20 protein-coding genes are annotated in these 23,705 nt (G+C 60.8%); all 20 read left to right on the forward strand.

Annotation, left to right across the window (positions count from 1 at the left end; all coding sequences use genetic code 11):
• Positions 1-4 precede the first annotated feature (4 nt).
• The 20 genes from flgJ to HBO11_RS17700 all read left to right on the forward strand — a co-directional run bounded on the left by flgJ (position 5) and on the right by HBO11_RS17700 (position 23,705).
• Positions 5-1,267, forward strand: coding sequence for a flagellar assembly peptidoglycan hydrolase FlgJ (gene flgJ / locus HBO11_RS17605; RefSeq protein ID WP_169955911.1), 1,263 nt, complete (start codon positions 5-7; stop codon positions 1,265-1,267).
• Positions 1,268-1,277: 10 nt separating this feature from the next.
• Complete coding sequence (gene flgK / locus HBO11_RS17610) at positions 1,278-3,302, forward strand: flagellar hook-associated protein FlgK (RefSeq protein ID WP_169955912.1); 2,025 nt, start codon at positions 1,278-1,280, stop codon at positions 3,300-3,302.
• Between the two features lie 14 nt (positions 3,303-3,316).
• Complete coding sequence (locus tag HBO11_RS17615) at positions 3,317-4,936, forward strand: flagellar hook-associated protein 3 (protein WP_169955913.1); 1,620 nt, start codon at positions 3,317-3,319, stop codon at positions 4,934-4,936.
• Between the two features lie 268 nt (positions 4,937-5,204).
• Positions 5,205-6,134, forward strand: coding sequence for a ketoacyl-ACP synthase III (locus HBO11_RS17620; protein ID WP_169955914.1), 930 nt, complete (start codon positions 5,205-5,207; stop codon positions 6,132-6,134).
• Positions 6,135-6,536: 402 nt separating this feature from the next.
• Positions 6,537-8,306, forward strand: a complete 1,770-nt coding sequence (locus tag HBO11_RS17625) for a flagellin (protein ID WP_169955915.1) — start codon at positions 6,537-6,539, stop codon at positions 8,304-8,306.
• A gap of 74 nt (positions 8,307-8,380) precedes the next feature.
• Positions 8,381-8,725: a flagellar protein FlaG gene (locus tag HBO11_RS17630; RefSeq protein ID WP_170042616.1), complete on the forward strand. Its 345-nt coding sequence runs from the start codon at positions 8,381-8,383 to the stop codon at positions 8,723-8,725.
• An 83-nt stretch (positions 8,726-8,808) separates the two neighbouring features.
• Entirely contained in the window at positions 8,809-10,173 is a 1,365-nt protein-coding gene (gene fliD, locus HBO11_RS17635) for a flagellar filament capping protein FliD (RefSeq protein WP_169955917.1), read from the forward strand.
• Between the two features lie 139 nt (positions 10,174-10,312).
• Positions 10,313-10,702 carry a flagellar export chaperone FliS gene (gene fliS, locus HBO11_RS17640; RefSeq protein WP_169955918.1) on the forward strand — a complete coding sequence of 130 codons (390 nt, stop codon included), beginning with the start codon at positions 10,313-10,315 and terminating at the stop codon, positions 10,700-10,702.
• 25 nt (positions 10,703-10,727) lie between these two features.
• Positions 10,728-11,024, forward strand: a complete 297-nt coding sequence (locus tag HBO11_RS17645; protein WP_057438799.1) for a flagellar assembly protein FliT — start codon at positions 10,728-10,730, stop codon at positions 11,022-11,024.
• A 173-nt stretch (positions 11,025-11,197) separates the two neighbouring features.
• Positions 11,198-12,673: a sigma-54 dependent transcriptional regulator gene (locus HBO11_RS17650; protein ID WP_169955919.1), complete on the forward strand. Its 1,476-nt coding sequence runs from the start codon at positions 11,198-11,200 to the stop codon at positions 12,671-12,673.
• A 110-nt stretch (positions 12,674-12,783) separates the two neighbouring features.
• Positions 12,784-13,995: an ATP-binding protein gene (locus tag HBO11_RS17655; protein WP_187699304.1), complete on the forward strand. Its 1,212-nt coding sequence runs from the start codon at positions 12,784-12,786 to the stop codon at positions 13,993-13,995.
• A 6-nt stretch (positions 13,996-14,001) separates the two neighbouring features.
• Positions 14,002-15,381: a sigma-54 dependent transcriptional regulator gene (locus HBO11_RS17660; RefSeq protein WP_169955920.1), complete on the forward strand. Its 1,380-nt coding sequence runs from the start codon at positions 14,002-14,004 to the stop codon at positions 15,379-15,381.
• 131 nt (positions 15,382-15,512) lie between these two features.
• Positions 15,513-15,842: a flagellar hook-basal body complex protein FliE gene (gene fliE, locus HBO11_RS17665; RefSeq protein ID WP_169955921.1), complete on the forward strand. Its 330-nt coding sequence runs from the start codon at positions 15,513-15,515 to the stop codon at positions 15,840-15,842.
• A 16-nt stretch (positions 15,843-15,858) separates the two neighbouring features.
• The gene (gene fliF / locus HBO11_RS17670) at positions 15,859-17,634 is read left to right on the forward strand and encodes a flagellar basal-body MS-ring/collar protein FliF (RefSeq protein WP_170042618.1); all 1,776 of its coding nucleotides are present in this window, start codon (positions 15,859-15,861) and stop codon (positions 17,632-17,634) included.
• Positions 17,627-18,646, forward strand: a complete 1,020-nt coding sequence (gene fliG / locus HBO11_RS17675; protein WP_029292514.1) for a flagellar motor switch protein FliG — start codon at positions 17,627-17,629, stop codon at positions 18,644-18,646. Before fliF ends, fliG begins: the two co-directional genes overlap by 8 nt.
• Before the next feature lie 10 nt (positions 18,647-18,656).
• Entirely contained in the window at positions 18,657-19,421 is a 765-nt protein-coding gene (gene fliH / locus HBO11_RS17680) for a flagellar assembly protein FliH (protein WP_169955925.1), read from the forward strand.
• Positions 19,411-20,769, forward strand: a complete 1,359-nt coding sequence (gene fliI / locus HBO11_RS17685; protein WP_169955926.1) for a flagellar protein export ATPase FliI — start codon at positions 19,411-19,413, stop codon at positions 20,767-20,769. Before fliH ends, fliI begins: the two co-directional genes overlap by 11 nt.
• A 6-nt stretch (positions 20,770-20,775) precedes the next feature.
• The gene (gene fliJ, locus HBO11_RS17690) at positions 20,776-21,225 is read left to right on the forward strand and encodes a flagellar export protein FliJ (RefSeq protein WP_057444567.1); all 450 of its coding nucleotides are present in this window, start codon (positions 20,776-20,778) and stop codon (positions 21,223-21,225) included.
• Between the two features lie 468 nt (positions 21,226-21,693).
• Positions 21,694-21,996: an STAS domain-containing protein gene (locus HBO11_RS17695; protein WP_169955928.1), complete on the forward strand. Its 303-nt coding sequence runs from the start codon at positions 21,694-21,696 to the stop codon at positions 21,994-21,996.
• Complete coding sequence (locus HBO11_RS17700) at positions 21,993-23,705, forward strand: fused response regulator/phosphatase (protein WP_169955930.1); 1,713 nt, start codon at positions 21,993-21,995, stop codon at positions 23,703-23,705. The genes HBO11_RS17695 and HBO11_RS17700 overlap by 4 nt, the downstream gene beginning before the upstream one ends.

Raw genomic sequence — 23,705 nt, forward strand, 5'->3', positions numbered from 1 at the left:
GGTCATGGCCATGGACATGCGCAAGAGCGGTATCGCCAGCACGGCAGACTCGGGGTCTTACTCCGACCTGAACCGGCTTAACCAGCTCAAGTTCGGCGACAAGAACAGCGACGGCAACATGCGCAAAGTGGCGCAGGAATTCGAGTCGCTGTTTCTCAACGAGATGCTCAAATCCATGCGCTCGGCCACCGATGCCCTGGGCAAGGACAACCCGCTGAACACGCCGGCGGCCAAGCAGTATCAGGAAATGTACGACCAGCAACTGGCGGTCTCGCTGTCCCGCGAGGGCGGCGGTATCGGCCTGGCGGACGTTTTGCTGCGCCAGATGCAAAAGAACAAGCCGGTGGAAGGGCAGGCCTCGACCTTGCAGGGCCCGGACGCGATCGAGAAGAAAGTCGACGTACCCACACCGATTGCCGCCGGCACCCTGGCGGATGGCCCGCTGGGCCGTTCCAATGGCCAGCGCGCGCTGTGGGCGGCGCGGGTCGAAGTGGCGCCACGGGCCGATGAAGGCACGCTGCGCAATGACATGGCGCTGATGAATCAGCGGCGCATCGCCTTGCCGAGCAAGCTCACTGATCGCCTGCTGGCCGGTATCGTGCCGGGTGTCGAGGCGCCGGCTGCTGCCAAGGCGGCGCCACTGCGCAACAGCGCGGCCGAAGATGGTGTGATCAACGGTGCCGCGCGCACCTTTGCCGCCCGCGATTCGCGCATGCAGGTCTACGGCCGCGCCGTGGCCCAGCCACCGCTGGCCCCGGCGAAAAAAGCCTTCACTTCCCAAGATGAATTTGTCGCCACCATGCTGCCCATGGCCAAGCAGGCGGCCGAGCGCATTGGCATCGACCCACGCTACCTGGTGGCCCAGGCCGCCCTGGAAACCGGTTGGGGCAAATCGGTGATGCGCCAGCAAGACGGCAGCAGCAGCCACAACCTGTTTGGCATCAAGGCCGGGCAGAGCTGGCAGGGCGCCCAGGCGCGCGCGATCACCAGCGAGTTTCGCAATGGCGAGATGGTCAAGGAAACGGCGCAGTTCCGTTCCTACGACTCGTACCAGGACAGCTTTCACGACCTCGTGACCCTGTTGCAAAGCAATGATAGATATCAAGAAGTTCTGAAGTCGGCCGATAACCCGGAACAGTTTGTACGCGAGTTGCAAAAAGCCGGTTATGCAACGGATCCGGACTACGCCAGCAAGATTTCGCAGATCGCCAAAACCATGAACAGCTACCAAAACTACGCTGCCGCTGGCGCATCCACTCATTTATAAGGTTTGAACCATGGGTTTGCTCAATATCGGGATGTCAGGACTCAATGCGGCTCAGGGATCGCTTGCGACCTTGAGTAACAACATTGCCAACGCCAAGACCCCTGGATACTCGCGTCAGCAGACCATGCAGACGGCCAATGGCATGTCCGGGGTCGGCGGGGTCTTTGTCGGCACTGGCACGACGCTGTCGGATGTGCGCCGGGTGTATAACCAGTTCCTCGACACCCAGTTGCAGACCACCACATCGCTGAACTTCGACGCCAAGGCCTACCTGGACCAGATCGGTTCGGTGGACAAGCTGCTGTCCGACAAGTCCACCGGGGTCGGTGCGGCCTTGAACAGTTTCTTCGCCGCGTTGCAGACGTCCTCGGCAAACCCTAGCGACAACTCCGCGCGCCAGTTGGTCTTGACCATTGCCCAGACCCTGGGCAACCGCTTCAACTCGATTGCGACCGAACTGAATAAACAGAAAGAAGGCATCAACAGCCAACTGGAAACCATCACCGGCCAGGTCAACCAGTTGACCTCCTCGATTGCCGCCCTCAACCAGCAGATTTCCCAGGCCAAGGGCCAGGGCAACGGCGAGCCGGCGAACCTGCTGGATGCGCGCAACGAAGCGGTGCGCTCGCTCAACGAACTGGTGGGGGTCAAGGTCACTGAGGCGGACGGCCACTTCAATGTCTCCCTGGGCACCGGGCAAACCCTGGTCGCGGACGGCGTGTCGAACAAGCTGTCGGCGGTGCCGAGCAAGGATGACAAGAGCCAGTACTCGGTGGTGTTGACCACCGGTGGGCAACCGATGGACGTCAGTTCGGTGGTCAGCGGTGGCTCCATTGGCGGCTTGCTGCGGTATCGCCAGGACGTGCTGATGCCGGCCATCAACGACCTGGGGCGTACCGCCATGGTTGTCGGTGAAGCGGTCAACACCCAGCTGGGGCAGGGCCTGGACGCCAACGGGCAGTTCGGCGCCGCGCTGTTCAATGACATCAACAGTGTGTTTGCCATCGGCCAGCGCAGTGTGGGCGGCTCCAGCAACAGTGCGAACTCCGGCAACCTGAACGTCACGATCAAAGACACCAGCAAACTGAGCACCTTTGACTACAAGGTGACCTTCAGTGACGACAAGAATTACACCGTGCTGCGTTCGGACGGTAAGTCCATGGGCACCTTCGACATCACCCAGGCGCCACCGGAAATCGACGGCTTCACCCTGGCCCTGGATGGCAAGGGCCCGGTGGCTGCTGGCGATACGTTCAAGGTCAGCCCGACCGCCGGTGGCGCCATGGACCTCAAGGTGGTGATGACCGACCCCAACAAGCTGGCGTTTTCTGCGCCGCTGCTGGCCGAGGGCAACAAGAACAACAGCGGCACTGGCGTGTTTGATCCGCCGACCCTGACGCTGCCCCTGGATATCCATGGCGGTGCCGACACGGCGCAGTTGGAAGCGGCAATCAAGAGCTCGATGCCGGTCAAGATGACCTTTGGCGAGCGTGCCGCCGATGGTACCCAGAGCTATGTGATCAATAATGCCCAGGGCCAGCCCATTGGCACCGGTACCATCGTGCCCGGTCAGGACAACAAGCTGACGATCAATGTGCCCTACGTCGACGGCGCCGGTAATGCGAAGACGTTCGGGGTCAACACAGTGATCCGTGGCGAACCCAAGCCGGATGATAGCTACACCGTGTCGTTCAACAGCAGCGGCAAGCTCGACAACCGCAACGCCCTGCAATTGCTCGACCTGCAAACCCGCAAGACCGTGGGCGCCACCGATGGCAACGCCGGCGTGAGCATGAGTACCGCGTACAGCCAGTTGGTCTCGTCCGTGGGCGGCAAGGCCAGCCAGGCCAACGTCGACAACAGCGCGACCAGCGCCATGCTTGCGGCCGCCACCTCTAATCGCAGCTCTGTGTCCCAGGTCAACCTGGACGAGGAGGCCGGCGACATGATCCGTTTCCAGCAGTACTACACCGCGTCGTCGCAGATCATTAAAGCTGCGCAAGAAACCTTCAGCACGCTGATCAACAGTCTTTAAGGGAGTTTGAGACGATGCGTATCTCGACCGAACAGTATTTCAATACCACGACTGCGCGTTACACCAACAACTTCTCCAACGTCATCAAGACGCAGCAGCAGATCGACTCCGGCGTGCGTATTCAAACTGCGGCGGATGATCCTGTAGGAGCGGCGCGTTTGCTACTGCTGCAACAGCAGCAGGACATGTTGGGGCAGTACGCCGGCAATATCGGCAGCATGAAGAACTCGCTCAACAGCGAGGAAAGCGTGCTTGACGCTCTCGACACTGCGCTGCAGCGTGCCAGTGAACTGTCGCTGAAAGTGGCGGGTAAGGGCGGTGGCGGTATCAGCGATGCCGAGCGCAAGACCGTGGCCGCCGAAATCGGTGAAATCGAGAAGCAGGTGCTGAGCCTGCTCAACAGCAAGGACTCGTCCGGTCATTACCTGTTTGCCGGCGGCAAGAGCGATACGCCGCCCTACGCCCGTAACAGCGACGGCACCTACAGCTACCAGGGTGACGAAACGCCCCTGAGCCTGAAGGTCTCGGACACTTTGTCGATGGTGGTCAACGACACCGGCAAGTCGATCCTCGAAGGCACGGTGAATGCTGGTCGCACCCAGGCCATCGGTAGTGTCAACGATGGCAAGGTGCTGGTCTCGGGCGGCATCGTGACCTCGCCGTCGACCTACGACAGCAGCTTCACTGGCGGCCAGCCGTACAAGCTGACCTTTATCAGTAGCACCGAATACACCGTGTCGGATGCGGCGGGTAACGACATCACGTCGCAAACCCCGGGCAACGGCAAGTTCGATGCGACCAAGGAAGGCAGTGCGTCGGTCACCGTGCGCGGCGTGACGTTTGATATCGGCCAGAACCTGGGCGACGCCAAGCCCGGCGCCGAAGCGGACGCGATCTACAAGGACCGCGAATTCACCCTGCAAAGCAAGCCGGACAGCTTCAGTGTCTCGCGCACGCCGAGCAACCAGTCCTCGGCGCAGTTGGCGGGTGGCACGGTCACCAGCCAGGCTGACTACAGCAGCACGTTCCCGAACAAGGGCGCGGTGATCAAATTCACCTCGGCCACTGCTTACGAGGTGTACGCCCAGCCGATCACCGCCGACAGCAAGCCGGTCTCCAACGGCACTGTGGTACCTGGCACGCCAGCGCAGCCGGGGCCACCGCCGGTGCCCGCGACACCAGACAGCATCACCGCTGCGGGCGTGAAGTTCGACCTCACCGGCGCGCCAGACATCGGTGACCAGTTCGCCGTGGGTTCCAATACCCACAAGACGCAAAACGCGCTGGATACCCTCAGCCAGTTGCGCCAGGCCCTGGAAACCCCGTCCGACGGCAACCCGCTGGCCCAGGCCATGGTGACCGATGTGGTCAGCGCGGCCATTACCAATATCAAGGCTTCGCAGGTTCAGATCGATAGTGTGCGCGGCTCCATTGGCGCGCGGATGAACTCGCTGGCAATTCAGGAAACGGAGAACACCAGCATGGTTCTGGCCAACAAGTCGACCATCGCAGTCATTGGTGACACCGATATGGCTGGAGCCTCGATTGATCTGGCTTTTCAGAAGGCAATGTTGGAGGCCTCGCAGTTGGCCTTTGTGAAAATCTCTCAGCTGAGCCTGTTCAGCAAGATGTAAACGCTTGAGCAATCCCCGACGGCCCACCGTGGAAACACGGTGGGCCGTCGTCGTTTCTAGCGCAGGCTTTTGAACAAAGCGCACAAAAATGAGTGACCTATGAGTCATAAAGCGCATCTTCACTGTATCGTGTGAAAAGGCCAGACCGCTTTGCAGGCTTTGGCTTCGGTAGTTTCGGCGGGTTTTTGCGGGGTTATCCCCTTTATTGTCAGCGCTCCTGAAGGGTTTTCAGGGGTGTTCTCCAGCTATTTTGTATTGGGAAGCCACAATGATTGGCATAAAAAGCATCGCCAGCTACGTGCCGGCAGAAGGGCTGGACAACTACGCCCAGGGTGCAAAATTCGCCAAGGATGAAGAGTTCATCATTGGCAAGATCGGCTCGGCGTTCCTGCCGCGCAAGGATGCTGCACAGGAAACCTCGGATTTGTGCGTCGAGGCAGTCAATGCCTTGTTTGCCAACAACCCCGGGCTCAAGCGTGAGTCGATTGACGCGCTGATCGTCGTGACCCAGAACGGCGACGAAGAAGGGCTGCCGCACACCGCCGCCATCGTCCAGGACAAGCTGGGCCTGCCAACCCGCGTCGCGGCCTTCGATATTTCCCTGGGCTGCTCCGGCTACGTCTACGGCATCTACGCGATGAAAGGCTTCATGGAAGCCGCCGGCCTGAAAAACGGCCTGCTGGTGACCGCCGACCCGTACTCGAAGATCGTCGACCCGGAAGATCGCAACACCACCATGCTGTTTGGCGACGCCGCCACCGCTACCTGGATGGGCGAAGACGCTCCCTGGCAGCTGGGCAAGGCCAAGTTCGGCACCGACGGCTCCGGCGCACCGCACTTGAAGGTCAGCGATGGGGTGTTCTTCATGAATGGCCGCCAGGTCTTCAACTTCGCATTGCTCAAAGTGCCGGCGCATTTGCACGAGCTGCTCAAAGAGTCGGACCTTGTGGCCGATGACATCGACGCGTTCTGCATCCACCAGGGCAGTGCGGCGATTGTCGACGCCGTGGCCCGCCGTTTTGAAGATGCACCGGTGGAGAAATTCATCAAGGATATGGTCGAGACCGGTAACACCGTGTCATCGAGCATTCCGCTGCTGCTGGAAAAGCACGTGATGGACGCCGAGTGGAAGCGCGTGGCCCTGAGTGGGTTTGGCGTTGGCCTGTCGTGGGGCTCGGCGATTATCTATCGGCCGTGATGCTTTGATAGGCTGGATAAAAAACGCCCAGGGTCGAAAGATCATGGGCGTTTTTTTATGCCTCTCCCCTGTAGGAGCGAGCTTGCTCGCGAAGAACCTGAGGGCGCCGCGTGCATTCTGAATGCACGCGTCATCGTTAACGTCCTTCGCGAGCAAGCTCGCTCCTACAAGGGGGGGCGGTCTTGAAGGCGAAGTTTTGGCGCCAGTAACCCGTGATTGCTGGCGTTTCACGCCTCTATAAGGCCTTGAAATACAAGGGGTGGCACAGGGCTAGCAAAAAAAATCAAAAAAATCCTCAAGCAACCTGCATTCACGACGATAACTATTACGAAGGTTCTCTAGGCCACACCCGGCGGTTGCCAGGGCCGGAAGCCGCAGTATCCAACCCACGAGGATTTCGTCATGGCTTTATCAGTAAACACCAACATTACATCGTTGACCGTTCAGCGGAACCTGAACAAAGCCGGCGATGCCCTGGGCACCTCGATGACCCGTCTGTCTTCCGGCCTGAAAATCAACAGCGCCAAAGACGACGCCGCTGGCATGCAGATCGCTAACCGTCTGACTTCCCAAGTCAAAGGCATGACCGTTGCCATCGCCAACGCCAACAACGGTACTTCCATCGCCCAGACCGCTGAAGGCGCGATGCAAGAATCCACCAACATTCTGCAACGTCTGCGTGAACTGGCTCTGCAGTCCGCGAACGGTGATAAAAGCGACGCTGACCGTGCTTCCTTGCAGCAAGAGTTTACGGCTAAATCCGGTGAGCTGACTCGTATTGCTCAGACCACTACTTTCGGTGGTCGTAAACTGCTGGATGGCTCCTTCCAGAACGTTGGCTTCCAGATCGGTGCTGATGCCAACCAGACTATTTCGTTTGGTATGAGCGACCTGAGCGCTGCGGGCCTGAAGGGTACTTACAGCGAAGCAAATGTAAAAGGTGCAACCACCTCCCTATCGGCTTCCGTTACTGCTAATGCTGTAACGCTGCCAGGTGGTACTCCAGCAGTCACTACCACTACTCCGTTCACCTCTACCGGTAACGCTGCGTGGGGCACCATCCCAGCTGGTGGTGAAACACTGACCATCAACTCTAAAGCGGTAACGCTGACAGCTGGCATGACGTTGACTGCAGCCATTACTGCAATCAACAACACCGCAGATATTGGTGTTGTTGCAAGCGACGATGCCGGCAAGCTGAAACTGACCTCTGCTGCGGCAATCACTGTAGCTGGTGGTACTGCCAACAGCGGTATGACTACTCCAGCTGTGGTTGCAGGTACTACTACCACTACCCCGGCTGTGCCTGGCAAGCTGGACGCTAAAGCTGAGATTAATATCAATGGCAAAAACGTTGCCTTTGCTGTTGGTGACGACCTAGCTGCAATCGCTGGCAAGATCAACACTGCGGCCGCTGATGTAGCTGGCCCGCCGATTGTTCCTGGCACTGGCGTTACCGCCACTGTTTCTTCGGAAGGCCGCTTGCTGCTGAGCTCCGCTGATGGCAAAGCTATCAAGCTGGGCAACGGTACTGGCGTAGCTACAAATGGTGGTGCTGGCGCACTGGCCAAGTTGGGTCTGTCGGCCGGTACTACTGAAGCCAAGCTGGGCACCGCTACTTCGGTAAGCTTGAACGGTACTGAAGTGAAGTTCACTGCTGGTTCGACCATGGCTGACATCGTGTCGTCCATCAACAGCGCCAGTACCGGTGTGACTGCCAGTAAAAACGCTGACAACACCCTGAACCTGTTCTCCACCAAAGACATCACTGTTGCTGACGGTAGCGCCGGTACTGGCTTGGCTACCTTGGGTCTGACCGCAGCGTCTGCAACTCCGACCGCAGCTACCACCATGGACACGACTGTTGCTGACCTGAGCATTCTGAGCGCAACCTCTGCTCAACAAACCATCCAGGCTCTGGAAGGCGCGATTCAGCAAGTGGATAGCCAGCGTTCGCAACTGGGTGCTGTACAAAACCGTTTCGACAGCACCGTGGCCAACCTGCAAAGCATCTCTGAAAACTCCACTGCTGCCCGTAGCCGTGTACAGGACGCCGACTTCGCTTCTGAAGCCGCTGAACTGACCAAGCAGCAAACCCTGCAACAGGCTTCGACTGCGATCCTGTCCCAGGCCAACCAACTGCCATCCGCTGTTCTGAAGCTGCTTCAGTAATAGTCGGTATCGGTTGATTAACGGAAGGGCGCGTCTACGTGCCCTTTCGTTTTTTTCAGTTTTGAGGTGATGACATGGACATGAGCATCAAGCTGAACGCGTCTTACCCGGCTGGGACAACCCAGGCCCCTAGCGCTTCCGTCACGCCGGTCAAGCCCGCGCCGGAGAATGACTCGGCTTCCACCGAGGCCCCGCAGCGTGTGGCATTAGAAAAAGCTGTAACCGATATTCGCGAGTTTGTGCAGGCTACCCAGCGTAACCTGGACTTTTCCATCGATGACACCACCGGTAAAGTGGTCGTCAAGGTGATCGCCACCGACAGTGGCGAAGTGATCCGCCAGATTCCATCGGAGACCGCGCTGAAGCTGGCGCAGAACCTGAGCGATGCCAGCAGTCTGTTGTTTGATACACGGGCTTGAGTTGGCACGAAACATGTTTCTGATTGCTGTCTGGGCGTTCATCCGCCAATAAAGCGGCAGCCGCAGGACAAGGAGAAAAGCAAATGGCTAGTTCAACGATTTCCGGCCCGGGTTCGGGCTACGACACGCAGGCTATCGTCAAGGCGTTGGTGGGGGCGGAAAAAGCGCCAAAGCAATCCCAAATCACCAACCAGCAAAAAATTACCACAACTCAGTTGTCGGCAGTTGGCACTGTAAAGAGTGCGCTGGAAGCCTATCGGGCGGCGATCGCCAAGTTGAACAACGTGTCAGCCTTCAATGGGCTGGCGGCTACCTCGTCCGAAGATAAAAACATCAAGGTTACACTGGGTGATGCAGCCTCCAGTGGCAAATACGTGGTTGTGGTAAATGACTTGGCGACTTCGTCCAAGGCAACCACTAAGGTATTCACTGGTGCGGCAGCAGTAGCCAACCCAACTGAAGAAAACCAGACGCTGACTATCACTCAGTCGGGCAAGAATTACGACGTATTGATACCAGGCGGCGCGACCCTGCAACAAGTGCGTGAGTCGATCAACACCCAGCTGTCTGCCCAAGGTATCAGTGCCAACGTGTTGAGTGACTCCAACGGCGCACGCCTGGTGATTGGCTCAAGCAATACCGGCGTTGGAACCGACATCACATTGAGTGGCAACGCAGACCTGGCAGTTGGTTACGACAAGGGGCCAGTCGCGCAGAACGCGAAGTACACCATCGATGGTATTGCCATGGAGTCCACGAGCAACAAGGTGACTTCTGCTATCAGTGGTGTGACGTTGGACTTAGTAGCGGCTGACAAAACCAAGCCAATCACCATCAACGTTGAAAGCAACACGGCTACGCTGAAGACCTCGGTGCAGTCCTTTGTCACGGCGTACAACGCCCTGATGACGAGTATCAATGCCCAGACCAAGGTTACCGCCACCGGCGATGCTGCGACTACCACGGCTGGCGCCTTGACCGGTGATGCGTCGATGCGCGACCTTGTTTCCAGCGTGCGCAGTGAATTGGTCAACGGTTCGGGCGGGGGATCTATTAGCAGTCTTTCCCAGATGGGTATCACCACGGATCAGAAAACCGGCTTGTTAAGCCTGGACGATAAGTCGTGGGATAAGGCAGTGGTTAAGGGGGCGGCTGATATTGCCAAGCTCTTCACGGGTACCAATGGCTTGATTTCGCGTATGACCAAGGTCACCGATTCCTACGTCGGTACCACTGGGACGCTGGCCTCTCGTGTCACGGATCTCAATAACAAGTTCACGGCTCTGACAACCCAGCAGGCAGACCTTGATCGGCGCATGGAGAGCTTGCAGACGAGCCTCATGTCCAAATACACGGCGATGGACACGATGATCGCCAAGATCAATGCCAGCAGCTCCAGCATCATGACCACTCTCAACTCGCTGAATAATCCCAAATCATCGAGCTGATCCCGGGCTGGCTGACGTGCTCAAGAAGGGTACGTCAGCTCCTTCGGGGGGCGAGTGCTGGATTAAAGTTTTTTACGTCCTGGTCGAAAAACTGGTTAGAGCAAACCTATTCGCCCATGGCGTGTAACGAGGTAGCAACATGAACCCGATGAAAGCCCTTCGCCAATATCAGAAGGTTAACTCCCACGCTCAGGTGTCCGAGGCCAGCCCTCACCGCCTGATCCAGATGCTGCTTGAGGGCGGCCTTGATCGTATGGCTCAGGCCAAAGGGGCAATGGCCCGTGGCGACGTGGCTCAAAAATGCGTACTGATTGCCAAGGCTATCGACATCATCACTGGGTTGCGTCAAGGGCTCGATGAAGAGAAGGCTGACGATCCTGCCGCGATCCAGCAGTTGGACAGTCTGTACGAATATATGAATACACGTCTGGTTCAAGCCAATTCCAGCAACGATCCCGAAATTATCGACGAAGTTGCCCGCCTGATGATCACCGTGAAACAAGGCTGGGATGCCATCGCGCCACAATAAGGCCGTCGGCCTTGAGGAACACAGCATGAGCCACGCACTGCAACGGATTGACGAAACCCGCGACGCTTTGGTTGGCGCACTGGCAGAGCGCAATTGGGATGCTATCAGCGAGTTGGACATGGGCTGCCGTGTCTGGATCGACGAGGTGCTCAGCGAGGCGCCGGTGGACGAGGACGCGCTGCGGGAGAAGCTGGAAAGCCTGTTAGCGGTCTACCAGCAGTTGCTGGAAGTGACGACCGGCGAGCGCCAGGCGATATTTGAAGAGATGTCGCAGATCAACCAAGCGAAAAATGCGTCAAAGGTTTACCATCTGTTCGGCTGATCTGGCTCAGTTAATCCGAACATAGCGCGTCATAAATTTGACTGCTCGCATAATTTTGACTTAACTAGTGCTATTTTCAGACGTCAGGTATCCGTAGCGCAGAAAACGCCTACAGCTATCTAGATTGCCCCGATTCGAGGGCATTAGAGTTTTACTAGGGAAGTTGCTATTGCATGTGGCGTGAAACGAAAATTCTGCTGATTGATGACGATAGCGTCCGTCGCCGCGACTTGGCGGTGATTTTGAATTTTCTTGGCGAAGAAAATTTGCCCTGCGGTAGCCACGATTGGCAGCAGGCGGTCAGCTCTTTGTCGTCGAGCCGTGAAGTCATCTGTGTGCTGATCGGGACGGTAAACGCTCCTGGCGCAGTTCCTGGCCTGTTAAAGACACTCTCAACCTGGGATGAGTTCCTTCCGGTGTTGCTGATGGGCGATATTTCTTCCGTGGATTTACCGGAAGACCAGCGCCGCCGTGTGCTTTCCACCCTGGAAATGCCCCCCAGCTACAGCAAATTGCTCGACTCCCTGCACCGTGCCCAGGTCTATCGCGAGATGTACGACCAGGCCCGCGAGCGTGGACGTCACCGCGAACCCAATCTGTTCCGCAGCCTCGTCGGCACCAGCCGTGCGATCCAGCACGTGCGCCAGATGATGCAGCAAGTGGCCGATACCGATGCCAGCGTGCTGATCCTCGGCGAGTCCGGCACCGGCAAGGAAGTGGTCGCGCGTAACCTGCATTACCACTCCAAGCGCCGCGACGGACCTTTCGTGCCGGTCAACTGTGGGGCGATCCCTGCGGAGCTGCTTGAAAGCGAACTGTTCGGCCACGAGAAGGGCGCCTTCACCGGGGCGATCACCAGCCGTGCCGGGCGTTTTGAGCTGGCCAACGGCGGCACCCTATTCCTCGACGAAATCGGCGATATGCCGCTGCCGATGCAGGTCAAGCTGCTGCGCGTATTGCAGGAGCGCACTTTCGAGCGTGTGGGCAGCAACAAGACCCAGAGCGTCGACGTGCGCATCATCGCGGCCACCCACAAGAACCTCGAAAGCATGATCGAGGTCGGCAGCTTCCGCGAAGACCTGTACTACCGCCTCAACGTATTCCCCATCGAGATGGCCCCGCTGCGCGAGCGCGTGGAAGACATCCCGTTGCTGATGAACGAACTGATCTCGCGCATGGAACACGAAAAGCGCGGCTCGATCCGTTTCAACTCTGCCGCGATCATGTCCCTGTGCCGCCACGGCTGGCCGGGCAACGTGCGCGAGCTGGCCAACCTGGTGGAGCGCATGGCGATCATGCATCCGTACGGGGTGATCGGTGTGGTCGAGTTGCCGAAGAAATTCCGCTACGTCGACGATGAAGACGAGCAACTGGTGGACAGCCTGCGCAGCGACCTCGAAGAACGCGTCGCGATCAACGGCCACACCCCGGACTTCGGCGCCACCGCCATGTTGCCGCCCGAAGGCCTGGACCTGAAGGACTACCTCGGCAGCCTCGAACAAGGGTTGATCCAGCAGGCCCTGGACGACGCCAATGGCATCGTTGCCCGTGCCGCCGAGCGCCTGCGCATCCGCCGCACCACCCTGGTGGAGAAGATGCGCAAGTACGGTATGAGTCGGCGTGAAGGTGATGAACAGGCGGATGATTGACGCCTGTTTTTCAACCTGTTGAAAAATAAGGATATTTTTTTAGGCACGGGTATTGCTATAGCACTCGCAACGTTCCGTTTAACTGACGGTCAGCCAAGCGAGAGAGCACGATGCCCCACGCCGCCCACCTTTCTTCAGTCCCTGACACCCAGGGACTTGTCCCGTCCGTAGAGCAGATCAGCCGGCAAGGGCTTGAGCAGGCGTTTTCGCTGTTCAGCCAGATGTCCAGCCAGTTGACGGACTCCTACAGCCTACTGGAAGCCCGGGTTTCGGAGCTCAAGGGCGAGTTGGCGGTGGTCAGCGCCCAGCGCATGCAAGAGCTGGCCGAGAAAGAGCGCCTGGCCAACCGCCTGCAAAACCTCCTCGACCTGTTGCCCGGTGGCGTGATCGTGATCGATGACCAGGGCCGCGTGCGCGAAGCCAACCCGGCAGCCTGCGACCTGCTGGGCCTGCCGCTGGAAGGCGAGCTGTGGCGCCATGTCATCACCCGCTGCTTTGCCCCCCGTGAAGACGACGGCCACGAAATTTCCCTCAAGGACGGGCGCCGCCTGTCCATCGCCACCCGTTCCCTGGATGCCGAGCCCGGCCAACTGGTGCTGCTCAACGACCTGACAGAAACCCGGCACCTGCAGGACCAATTGGCGCGCCATGAACGCCTGTCGTCCCTGGGGCGGATGGTCGCTTCTCTGGCGCATCAGATTCGCACGCCGTTGTCCGCCGCCTTGATCTACGCCAGTCATTTGACTGATGAGCAATTGCCAGCCGCCACCCATCAGCGGTTTGCCGGGCGGCTCAAGGAGCGCCTGCATGAGTTGGAGCACCAGGTGCGCGACATGCTGGTCTTCGCCCGGGGCGAGTTGCCGCTGACCGACCGCGTCACGCCCGCCGCCTTGCTGCAGGCGCTGCAAGACGCCGCCGCCACCCATGTCCAGGAAGCGTCGGTGCGCTGGCAGTGCGACAGCCATTGGGGCGAGTTGCTGTGCAACCGCGACACCCTGGTAGGCGCGCTGCTCAACCTGATCGAAAACGCCAGCCAGGCCAGCGGCCCGGGGGCGCGGTTCAAAGTGCACCTGTACAGCCGCGGGCAAACCCTGCGCCTGTGCATCAGCGACAGCGGCAGCGGGATTGATCCGGCGGTGCTGCAACGCCTGGGCGAACCTTTCTTTACCACCAAGACCAACGGGACCGGCCTGGGGCTGACCGTGGTCAAGGCAGTGGCCCGTGCTCATCAGGGAGAATTGCAGTTGCGCTCCCGTGTGGGGCGCGGCACCTGTGCATTGATAACGCTGCCGCTGTTTTCAGGCGCGGCAAGCGCGGAGTAAGGATAAATGGCTATCAAGGTTTTACTGGTTGAAGACGATCGCGCCCTGCGTGAAGCACTGGCTGACACGCTGCTGTTGGCGGGCCATGACTATCGGGCGGTCGGTTCGGCCGAGGAAGCCTTGGCGGCGGTGGAGCAAGAGTCCTTCAGCCTGGTGGTCAGCGACGTCAATATGCCCGGCATGGACGGCCACCAGTTGCTCGGCCTGCTGCGCGCACGCCAACCGCAACTGCCGGTGCTGTTGATGACCGCCCACGGCGCGGTAGAGCGCGCGGTCGATGCCATGCGCCAGGGTGCGGCGGACTACCTGGTCAAGCCATTCGAGCCCAAGGCGCTGATCGAGCTGGTGGCGCGCCATGCGCTTGGCGTGGTGGGCGCGGCAGACGGCGAGGGCCCGATCGCCTTCGAGCCGGCCAGTGCGCAATTGCTCGAGCTGGCGGCCAAGGTCGCCCGCAGTGACTCCACGGTGCTGATCTCTGGTGAGTCGGGTACCGGCAAGGAAGTGTTGGCGCGCTACATCCACCAGCAATCCCATCGGGCCAGCCAGCCGTTTATCGCGATCAACTGCGCGGCAATCCCCGACAACATGCTCGAAGCCACCTTGTTCGGCCATGAAAAAGGCTCGTTCACCGGCGCCATTGCCGCCCAGGCCGGCAAGTTCGAGCAGGCCGATGGCGGCACCATCCTGCTCGACGAAATCTCCGAAATGCCCCTGGGCCTGCAAGCCAAGCTGCTGCGCGTGCTGCAAGAGCGCGAAGTGGAGCGGGTGGGGGCGCGCAAGCCGATCCAGCTGGATATCCGCGTGGTCGCCACCACCAACCGCGACCTTGCCGGCGAAGTGGCGGCGGGGCGCTTTCGTGAAGATCTGTTCTACCGGCTTTCGGTGTTCCCGCTGGCCTGGCGCCCGCTGCGTGAGCGCCCGGCCGACATCGTGCCACTGGCCGAGCGCCTGCTGAGCAAGCACGTCAATAAAATGAAGCACGCCCAGGCGCGCCTGTCGGCCGAGGCCCAGGCCTGCCTGATCAGTTACCCATGGCCTGGCAACGTGCGCGAACTGGACAACGCGATCCAGCGCGCGCTGATTTTGCAGCAGGGCGGCCTGATCCAGCCCCAGGACTTCTGCCTGGCCGTCGGCGCCGGTTCTGCGCCGATGCCGAGCCTGGCCCCAGCCCCGCTGGAAAGCGCCCCGGCCGAGGCTGCCGGTGGCCTGGGCGACGACCTGCGGCGCCGTGAATTCCAGATGATCATCGACACCCTGCGCGCCGAGCGTGGCCGGCGCAAAGAGGCGGCCGAGCGCCTGGGCATCAGCCCGCGCACCCTGCGCTACAAGCTGGCGCAAATGCGCGATGCCGGGATGGATGTGGAAGCGTTCCTTTTCGCCAGCTGAGATACACATTGGCTGACAAGGTTTGTTGGCTTTTCTTACGAGTTGCCAGGGAGCTGGCACCCTTGTTGCTACTACCCGTACTAACCGCTGCGTAGTGTCAAAAAATTGCGGGTCGTCGGAGAGAGAAGTTCATGAGCCAAGGTGTTGAGTTCAATCGGTTGATGTTGGATATGCGTTCCATGCAAATGGACGCCATGTCCCAGCCGAAATCCGTCGCGCAAGTGCCGGAATTGGGCCAAAGCAGCTTTGCCGACATGCTCGGCCAAGCCATCAACAAAGTCAGCGACACCCAGCAGGCGTCCACTCAATTGTCGACGGCCTTTGAAATCGGCAAGAGCGGCGTGGATCTCACCGACGTGATGATCGCTTCGCAAAAAGCCAGCGTTTCCTTCCAGGCTCTGACCCAGGTGCGTAACAAGCTGGTTCAGGCTTATCAAGACATCATGCAGATGCCGGTTTAAGGACGAGATTTAAGTCATGGCAGAAGCAGTCGTGGATAACGTACCCGCCAAGACAGACGGCAAGCCGCCGCTGTTTGGCCTGTCGTTCCTGGAAAACCTCTCCGAAATGACCATGTTGCGTCAGGTGGGCCTGATGGTCGGCCTGGCTGCCAGCGTGGCGATTGGTTTTGCCGTGGTGTTGTGGTCCCAGCAGCCCGATTACCGGCCGCTTTATGGCAGCCTGGCGGGGATGGATGCCAAGCAGGTCATGGAAACCCTGGCCGCCTCCGATATCGCCTACACCATCGAACCCAACTCCGGCGCCTTGCTGGTCAAGGCCGACGACGTCGCCCGTGCCCGCCTGAAGCTGGCCGGCGCGGGTGTGGCGCCGACCGATGGCAACATCGGCTTTGAGATTCTCGATAAAGACCAGGGCCTGGGTACCAGCCAGTTCATGGAAGCCACCCGCTACCGTCGCGGCCTGGAAGGCGAACTGGCGCGCACCATCGCCAGCCTGAATAACGTCAAGGGTGCCCGTGTGCACCTGGCCATCCCGAAAAGCTCGGTATTCGTGCGCGACGAGCGCAAGCCCAGCGCCTCGGTATTGGTCGAGCTGTTTGCCGGGCGCTCCCTGGAGCCGGGCCAGGTCCTGGCCATCGTCAATCTGGTGGCGACCAGCGTGCCTGAGTTGAGCAAGTCGCAGATCACCGTGGTCGACCAGAAGGGCAACCTGCTCTCCGACCAGGCGGAAAACTCCGCGCTGACCATGGCCGGCAAGCAGTTCGACTACAGCCGCCGCATGGAAAGCATGCTCACCCAGCGTGTGCACAACATCCTGCAACCGGTGCTGGGCAACGACCGCTACAAGGCTGAAGTGTCTGCCGACGTGGACTTCAGCGCCGTCGAGTCGACTTCCGAGCAGTTCAACCCTGACCAGCCGGCCCTGCGCAGCGAGCAATCGACCAGCGAGCAGCGCACCGCCGCCAATGGTCCGCCGCAAGGAGTACCCGGCGCCCTGAGCAATCAGCCGCCAGCCCCGGCCAGTGCCCCGCAAACCACCGGTGGCGCCGCCGCGACCGCCAGCGCCGTGCAGCCGGGCCAGCCACTGCTGGACGCCAACGGCCAGCAAATCATGGATCCGGCCACCGGCCAGCCGATGCTCGCGCCATACCCGGCCGACAAGCGTCAGCAGTCCACCAAGAACTTCGAGCTGGACCGCTCCATCAGCCACACCAAGCAACAGCAGGGGCGCTTGAACCGCCTGTCGGTGTCGGTGGTGGTGGACGACCAGGTCAAGATCAACGCCGCCAACGGCGAAACTACCCGCGCGCCGTGGACCGCCGATGAATTGGCGCGCTTCACCCGCCTGGTGCAGGATGCCGTGGGCTTCGATGCCAGCCGTGGCGACAGCGTCAGCGTGATCAACATGCCGTTCTCCCTGGAGCGCGGCGAGGTGATCGCCGATATTCCGTTCTACTCTCAACCCTGGTTCTGGGACATCGTCAAGCAAGTGCTGGGGGTGTTGTTCATCCTGGTGCTGGTGTTTGGCGTGCTGCGCCCTGTGCTCAACAACATCACCGGCCACGGCAAGAAGCAGTTGGCGCCGTTCGGCGATGTCGAGTTGGGTGGCATGGGCGGCCTGGATGGCGAACTGGCCAACGACCGCGTCAGCCTCGGCGGGCCGCAGAGCATTCTGCTGCCAAGCCCGAGCGAAGGGTATGACGCGCAGTTGAATGCAATCAAAAGTCTGGTGGCAGAAGATCCGGGTCGTGTGGCCCAGGTCGTGAAAGAGTGGATCAACGCAGATGAGTGATAATCGAGCCTCTGTTGCCAAGCTGACCCGGGTCGACAAAGCCGCCGTGCTGTTGCTGTCCCTGGGTGAGACCGACGCGGCCCAAGTGCTGCGCCATATGGGCCCCAAGGAAGTGCAACGGGTCGGCGTAGCCATGGCGCAGATGCGCAACGTGCACCGCGAGCAAGTCGAGCAGGTGATGAGCGAGTTCGTCGAGATCGTCGGCGACCAGACCAGCCTGGGCGTCGGCTCCGACAGCTATATCCGCAAGATGCTCACCTCGGCCTTGGGCGAAGACAAGGCCAACGGCCTGATCGACCGCATCTTGCTGGGCGGCAACACCAGTGGCCTGGACAGCCTCAAGTGGATGGAGCCGCGGGCGGTGGCGGACGTGATCCGTTACGAGCACCCGCAGATCCAGGCGATTGTCGTGGCTTACCTGGACCCGGACCAGGCCGGCGAAGTACTCGGCCATTTCGACCACAAGGTGCGCCTGGACATCATCCTGCGCGTCTCGTCGTTGAACACCGTGCAACCGGCGGCCTTGAAAGAACTGAACACGATCCTGGAGAAGCAGTTCTCCGGCAACTCCAACGCGGCCCGCACCACCCTGGGTGGTATCAAGCGCGCGGCCGACATCATGAACTTCCTCGACAGTTCGGTGGAAGGCCAGTTGATGGACTCGATCCGCGAGATCGACGACACCCTGTCGGTGCAGATCGAAGACCTGATGTTTGTGTTCAACAACCTGTCCGATGTCGACGACCGTGGCATCCAGGCGTTGCTGCGCGAAGTGTCCTCCGATGTGCTGGTGCTGGCCCTCAAGGGGTCGGACGAGGGCGTCAAGGAAAAGATCTTCAAGAACATGTCCAAGCGTGCCTCCGAACTGTTGCGCGACGACCTCGAAGCCAAGGGCCCGGTGCGCGTCAGCGACGTGGAAACCGCGCAGAAAGAAATCCTCACCATTGCCCGCCGTATGGCCGAAGCCGGAGAAATCGTTCTCGGCGGGAAGGGCGGCGAAGAAATGATCTAAGGCCCAGCGCATGTCGAACAATGATGAGACGCCCAGCGATCTGATTCGCGCCCGGGACGTCGGCGGGTTCGACGTCTGGTCGCTGCCCAGCTTCGACCCGCACAAGCCTGAGCCCGAGCCTGAGCCGGTGGAAGAAGTGCCGGTGGAAATGGAAGAAGTGCCCCTGGACGAAGTCCAGCCACTGACCCTCGAAGAGCTCGAAAGCATCCGCCAGGAGGCTTACAACGAAGGCTTTGCCACTGGCGAGAAAGAAGGTTTCCACAGCACCACCCTCAAGGTCCGCCAGGAAGCTGACGCGGCCCTCAGTGTGAAACTGGCCAGCCTGGAGCGCCTGATGGGCAGCCTGTTTGCGCCGATTGCCGAGCAGGACTCGCAATTGGAAAAAGCCATGGTGGGCCTGGTGGAACACATCACTCGCCAGGTTATCCAGCGTGAACTGGCGCTGGACTCCAGCCAGATTGAAAGCGTGATGCGCGAAGCCCTCAAGCTGCTGCCCCTGGGCGTCGGCAACGTGCGGCTGTACATCAACCCGCAGGATTTCGAGCAGGTCAAAGCCCTGCGCGAGCGCCATGAGGAAACCTGGCGGATTGTCGAGGATGCCGCGTTGCAGCCCGGTGGTTGCCGGGTCGAGACCGAGCACAGCCGGATCGATGCTACGGTCGAGACGCGCATCACGCAGATCATGGCCAAGCTGTTCGACCAGTTGCACGAACAGGCCCTGCACCCAGCGGCGCCCGACCTGAGCACCGACCTGGACGCGCCTGATGCGCCTTGACCGCACCAGCTTCGCCAAGCGCCTGGGCGGTTATATCGAAGCCACCGAGTTGCCCGGCCAGCCGATCCTTGAAGGCCGCCTGCTGCGCATGGTCGGCCTGACCCTCGAAGCCGAAGGCCTGCGCGCCGCCATGGGCAGCCGCTGCCTGGTGATCAACGATGACAGTTACCACCCGGTACAGGTGGAAGCGGAAGTCATGGGCTTTTCCGGCAACAAGATTTTCCTGATGCCCGTCGGCAGCCTCGCCGGCATCGCGCCGGGCGCGCGGGTCGTGCCGCTGGCCGATACCGGGCGCCTGCCGATGGGCATGAGCATGCTCGGGCGGGTGCTCGACGGCGCCGGCCGTGCGCTGGACGGCAAGGGCGGGATGAAGGCTGAAGACTGGGTGCCGATGGACGGCCCGACCATCAACCCGCTCAAGCGCAACCCCATCAGCCAGCCGCTGGACGTGGGCATTCGCTGTATCAACGGTTTATTGACGGTCGGTCGCGGCCAGCGCCTGGGCCTGTTCGCCGGTACCGGCGTGGGCAAGAGTGTGCTGCTGGGCATGATGACGCGCTTTACCGAGGCCGACATCATCGTGGTCGGGTTGATCGGCGAGCGGGGCCGTGAGGTGAAGGAGTTCATCGAGCATATCCTCGGTGAAGAAGGCCTCAAGCGCTCGGTGGTGGTGGCGTCCCCGGCGGACGACGCGCCGCTGATGCGTCTGCGCGCGGCCATGTACTGCACGCGGATTGCCGAATATTTTCGCGACAAGGGCAAGAATGTCCTGTTGCTGATGGACTCGCTCACGCGTTTCGCCCAGGCCCAGCGGGAAATCGCCCTGGCCATTGGCGAGCCGCCGGCGACCAAGGGTTATCCGCCGTCCGTGTTCGCCAAGCTGCCCAAGCTGGTGGAGCGGGCGGGGAATGCCGAGGCCGGTGGCGGCTCGATCACGGCGTTCTACACCGTGTTGTCCGAAGGCGATGACCAGCAGGACCCGATTGCCGACTCGGCGCGGGGCGTGCTCGACGGGCACATCGTGCTGTCGCGGCGCCTGGCTGAGGAAGGGCATTACCCGGCCATCGATATCGAGGCCTCCATCAGCCGGGTCATGCCGTCGGTGGTCAGCGCCGAGCATATGACCCGCGCCCAGCAGTTCAAGCAGTTGTGGTCGCGCTACCAGCAGAGTCGCGACCTGATCAGCGTCGGCGCCTATGTGGCCGGCGGCGACCGCGAGACCGACCTGGCGATTGCCCTGCAACCGCAGTTGGTGACCTACCTGCGCCAGGGCCTGAACGACAACATCAGCATGGCCGAAAGCGAAGCGCACCTGGCCTCGGTGTTCGCGCCTGCGCCTGGCGGTTAATCGGCCATGGCAACCAGTCGCGCCGCGCGCCTTGCTCCCGTGGTGGAGATGGCCGAAAGCGCCGAACGCACCGCCGCCCAGCGCCTGGGGCATTTCCAGGGCCAGGTACGCCTGGCCGAGAGCAAGCTGGGCGACCTGGAGCGCTTTCGGGGCGAATACCAGCAGCAGTGGATCGATCGCGGCAGCAAGGGGGTTTCCGGGCAGTGGCTGATGAACTACCAGCACTTTCTCAACCAGCTGGAAAGCGCCGTCGGCCAGCAGCGCCAGAGCCTGGCCTGGCACCAGAACAACCTGGACAAGGCCCGCGAAGGCTGGCAACAGGCCTACGCCCGGGTCGAAGGCCTGCGCAAGCTGGTGCAGCGCTACATCGACGAAGCACGGGCGCTGGAGGACAAGCGCGAGCAAAAGCTGCTCGATGAACTGTCCCAGCGCCTGCCGCGTCAGGATCAATACTAGCCACGCCGGCAGGCAAAAATTGCGATAGCTATGAGTATTTACACAACCCCAGGAACCATCAAGGAGTTGTGTAGAGGCTCATGCTGCGCTAGCGGTGGATCAGTCGCTCATTTGTTTCTGATAAACCGCTATCCAGGGCTTGCCCTAATGCCCGTCAGTCAAGCCCGCTCCCACACTTGATCTGTGGTGGTGCCAACATTCTCTTCCCCAGTGAGATCCCCTGTGGGAGCGGGCTTGCCCGCGATAGCGGCAGTCCAGTCACTACTTCTGGCACCTGATCCACCGCCACCGCAGGCAAGCCACACACATTTGATCTTCACTGCGTTGAGCATTGCGTTCGCTTGACTGATCAGCATCAGGCCAAGCCCGCACCACCCAAGCGCGCCGCCCATTTGATTGCGTTTGTTGCCCACTCTGCGATCACCTGCTAAACCTTGTTGCACCTACCCACGACAAGGAAGCAGTCGTATGTCAGTCGCGTCAGAAGTGTCCCTGGATGGGAAGGAGTTGACGATCGCAATCAAGGGCCGGTTCGATTTCGGCAGTCACCAGGCCTTTCGTGATGCCTATGAGCGGTTCTACAAGGTCCCCCAGACCTACATCGTGGACTTGAAAGAGGCCACCTATCTCGACAGTTCGGCCCTGGGCATGCTCCTGTTGCTGCGCGATCATGCGGGTAACGCGGCAGATGTGCGTGTGATCAACAGCAACTCTGACGTGCGCAAGATCCTCGCGATCTCCAACTTCGACAAACTGTTTGCTATCAGTTGAGCGTCCAGGCTCCCGAAACCCTGACCGTGCTGATCGCTGAAGACAGCGCTACCGATCTTTTGTTGCTCTCGACCATCGTGCGCGGCCAGGGCCATCAAGTGCTCACCGCCAGTGACGGCGCACAAGCGGTGCAGGTATTTGCCCGCGAGCGCCCGCAGTTGGTGTTGATGGATGCCTTGATGCCGGTGATGGATGGCTTCGAGGCGGCCCGGCAGATCAAGCAGTTGGCCGGCGAGGCGCTGGTGCCGATCATCTTCCTCACGTCCCTGCGTGAGAGTGAAGCCCTGGCACGCTGCCTGGATGCCGGCGGCGATGACTTCCTGGCCAAGCCCTACAACCGGATCATCCTGGCGGCGAAGATCAATGCCATGGACCGCCTGCGCCGGTTGCAGGCCACCGTACTTGAGCAGCGCGACCAGATCGCCCGGCACCATGACTACCTGCTGCATGAGCAGCGGGTGGCCAAGGCGGTGTTCGACAAGGTCGCCCACTCCGGCTGCCTGAATGCCGCGCGCAACATCCGTTACCTGCAATCGCCCTATGCGCTGTTCAATGGCGACCTGCTGCTGGCGGCCTACACGCCGTCGGGCGATATGCATGTGTTGCTGGGCGATTTCACCGGCCATGGCTTGCCGGCCGCCGTCGGCGCGATGCCCCTGGCCGAGGTGTTCTATGGCATGACCGCCAAGGGCTATGGCCTGGCGCAGACCCTGCGGGAGATGAACGCCAAGCTTAAGCGCATCCTGCCGGTGGACATGTTCTGCTGCGCCACGCTGCTGTGCCTCAGTGTGCAGCGGCGGGTGGTGGAGGTGTGGAACGGCGGCATGCCCGATGGCTATGTGCATGACGTGGCCACGGGGCGCCGAACGCCGCTGGTGTCGCGGCATTTGCCGCTGGGCGTGCTGGCCCCCGAGGCCTTTGATGACCGCACCGAGGTCTGGCCGATGGCCTTGGGCGACCGGGTGTTCCTGCTGTCTGATGGCGTGATCGATACCGCTGATGCCAACGAGCAATTGTTTGGGGTGGAGCGTTTGCAGCAGGTGTTTTCTGCCAACCGCGAGCCCGAGCGCCTGTTTGTCGAGATCGAGCAGGCGCTGGCCGCGTTCCGTGGCCAGGTGCGGGACGATATCAGCATGGTCGAGATCCGTTTGCTGGCCGAGCAGCCCCTGTACCCGGCGACCCTGCTGTACACCGACAGCGGGCAGTCGTGCCCGCTGGACTGGTCGGTGAGTTTCGAGTTTCGGGCCGAGACCCTCAAGCGTTACAACCCGTTGCCGTACCTGTTGCAGTTACTCCTGGAAATCCACGGCCTGCGCGGCCAGAGCGGGGCGCTGTACAGCGTGATGGCCGAGCTGTACTCCAATGCCCTGGAACATGGTGTGCTGGGCCTGGACTCCCAGCTCAAGCGCGATGTGCAAGGCTTTGCCCGCTATTATCGCCAGCGCAACGAGCGGCTCGACCAGTTGAGCAGTGGCTACGTGCGTGTGCACCTGGACGTGGTGCCGACCGAGGCGGGCGGGAGCCTGAGCCTGCGTATCGAAGACAGCGGCCCGGGCTTTGATGTGGAAAAAGTCCTGGCGCGACCGCTGGATGTCGACCGCCTGTCCGGGCGCGGGCTGAGCCTGGTGCGGCAACTGAGCAGCAATGTACGCTGGGCGGATGGCGGGCGCAGTGTGTGCGTGGAGTTTTGCTGGGTGGCTCTGGCATAA

Source organism: Pseudomonas sp. WS 5010 (assembly GCF_012985565.1).
Lineage (GTDB): Bacteria > Pseudomonadota > Gammaproteobacteria > Pseudomonadales > Pseudomonadaceae > Aquipseudomonas.

Bases quoted from the DNA above. Each gene is read 5' to 3' on its own strand.
- fliS (WP_169955918.1), top strand. From the start codon at position 10,313: ATGAACCCGATGAAAGCCCTTCGCCAATATCAGAAGGTTAACTCCCAC.
- fliD (WP_169955917.1), top strand. From the start codon at position 8,809: ATGGCTAGTTCAACGATTTCCGGCCCGGGTTCGGGCTACGACACGCAG.
- fliJ (WP_057444567.1), top strand. From the start codon at position 20,776: ATGGCAACCAGTCGCGCCGCGCGCCTTGCTCCCGTGGTGGAGATGGCC.
- flgJ (WP_169955911.1), top strand. From the start codon at position 5: ATGGCCATGGACATGCGCAAGAGCGGTATCGCCAGCACGGCAGACTCG.
- HBO11_RS17620 (WP_169955914.1), top strand. From the start codon at position 5,205: ATGATTGGCATAAAAAGCATCGCCAGCTACGTGCCGGCAGAAGGGCTG.
- HBO11_RS17655 (WP_187699304.1), top strand. From the start codon at position 12,784: ATGCCCCACGCCGCCCACCTTTCTTCAGTCCCTGACACCCAGGGACTT.
- fliG (WP_029292514.1), top strand. From the start codon at position 17,627: ATGAGTGATAATCGAGCCTCTGTTGCCAAGCTGACCCGGGTCGACAAA.
- fliF (WP_170042618.1), top strand. From the start codon at position 15,859: ATGGCAGAAGCAGTCGTGGATAACGTACCCGCCAAGACAGACGGCAAG.
- HBO11_RS17650 (WP_169955919.1), top strand. From the start codon at position 11,198: ATGTGGCGTGAAACGAAAATTCTGCTGATTGATGACGATAGCGTCCGT.
- fliE (WP_169955921.1), top strand. From the start codon at position 15,513: ATGAGCCAAGGTGTTGAGTTCAATCGGTTGATGTTGGATATGCGTTCC.
- HBO11_RS17695 (WP_169955928.1), top strand. From the start codon at position 21,694: ATGTCAGTCGCGTCAGAAGTGTCCCTGGATGGGAAGGAGTTGACGATC.
- fliH (WP_169955925.1), top strand. From the start codon at position 18,657: ATGTCGAACAATGATGAGACGCCCAGCGATCTGATTCGCGCCCGGGAC.
- HBO11_RS17615 (WP_169955913.1), top strand. From the start codon at position 3,317: ATGCGTATCTCGACCGAACAGTATTTCAATACCACGACTGCGCGTTAC.
- HBO11_RS17625 (WP_169955915.1), top strand. From the start codon at position 6,537: ATGGCTTTATCAGTAAACACCAACATTACATCGTTGACCGTTCAGCGG.
- fliI (WP_169955926.1), top strand. From the start codon at position 19,411: ATGCGCCTTGACCGCACCAGCTTCGCCAAGCGCCTGGGCGGTTATATC.
- flgK (WP_169955912.1), top strand. From the start codon at position 1,278: ATGGGTTTGCTCAATATCGGGATGTCAGGACTCAATGCGGCTCAGGGA.
- HBO11_RS17630 (WP_170042616.1), top strand. From the start codon at position 8,381: ATGGACATGAGCATCAAGCTGAACGCGTCTTACCCGGCTGGGACAACC.
- HBO11_RS17645 (WP_057438799.1), top strand. From the start codon at position 10,728: ATGAGCCACGCACTGCAACGGATTGACGAAACCCGCGACGCTTTGGTT.
- HBO11_RS17660 (WP_169955920.1), top strand. From the start codon at position 14,002: ATGGCTATCAAGGTTTTACTGGTTGAAGACGATCGCGCCCTGCGTGAA.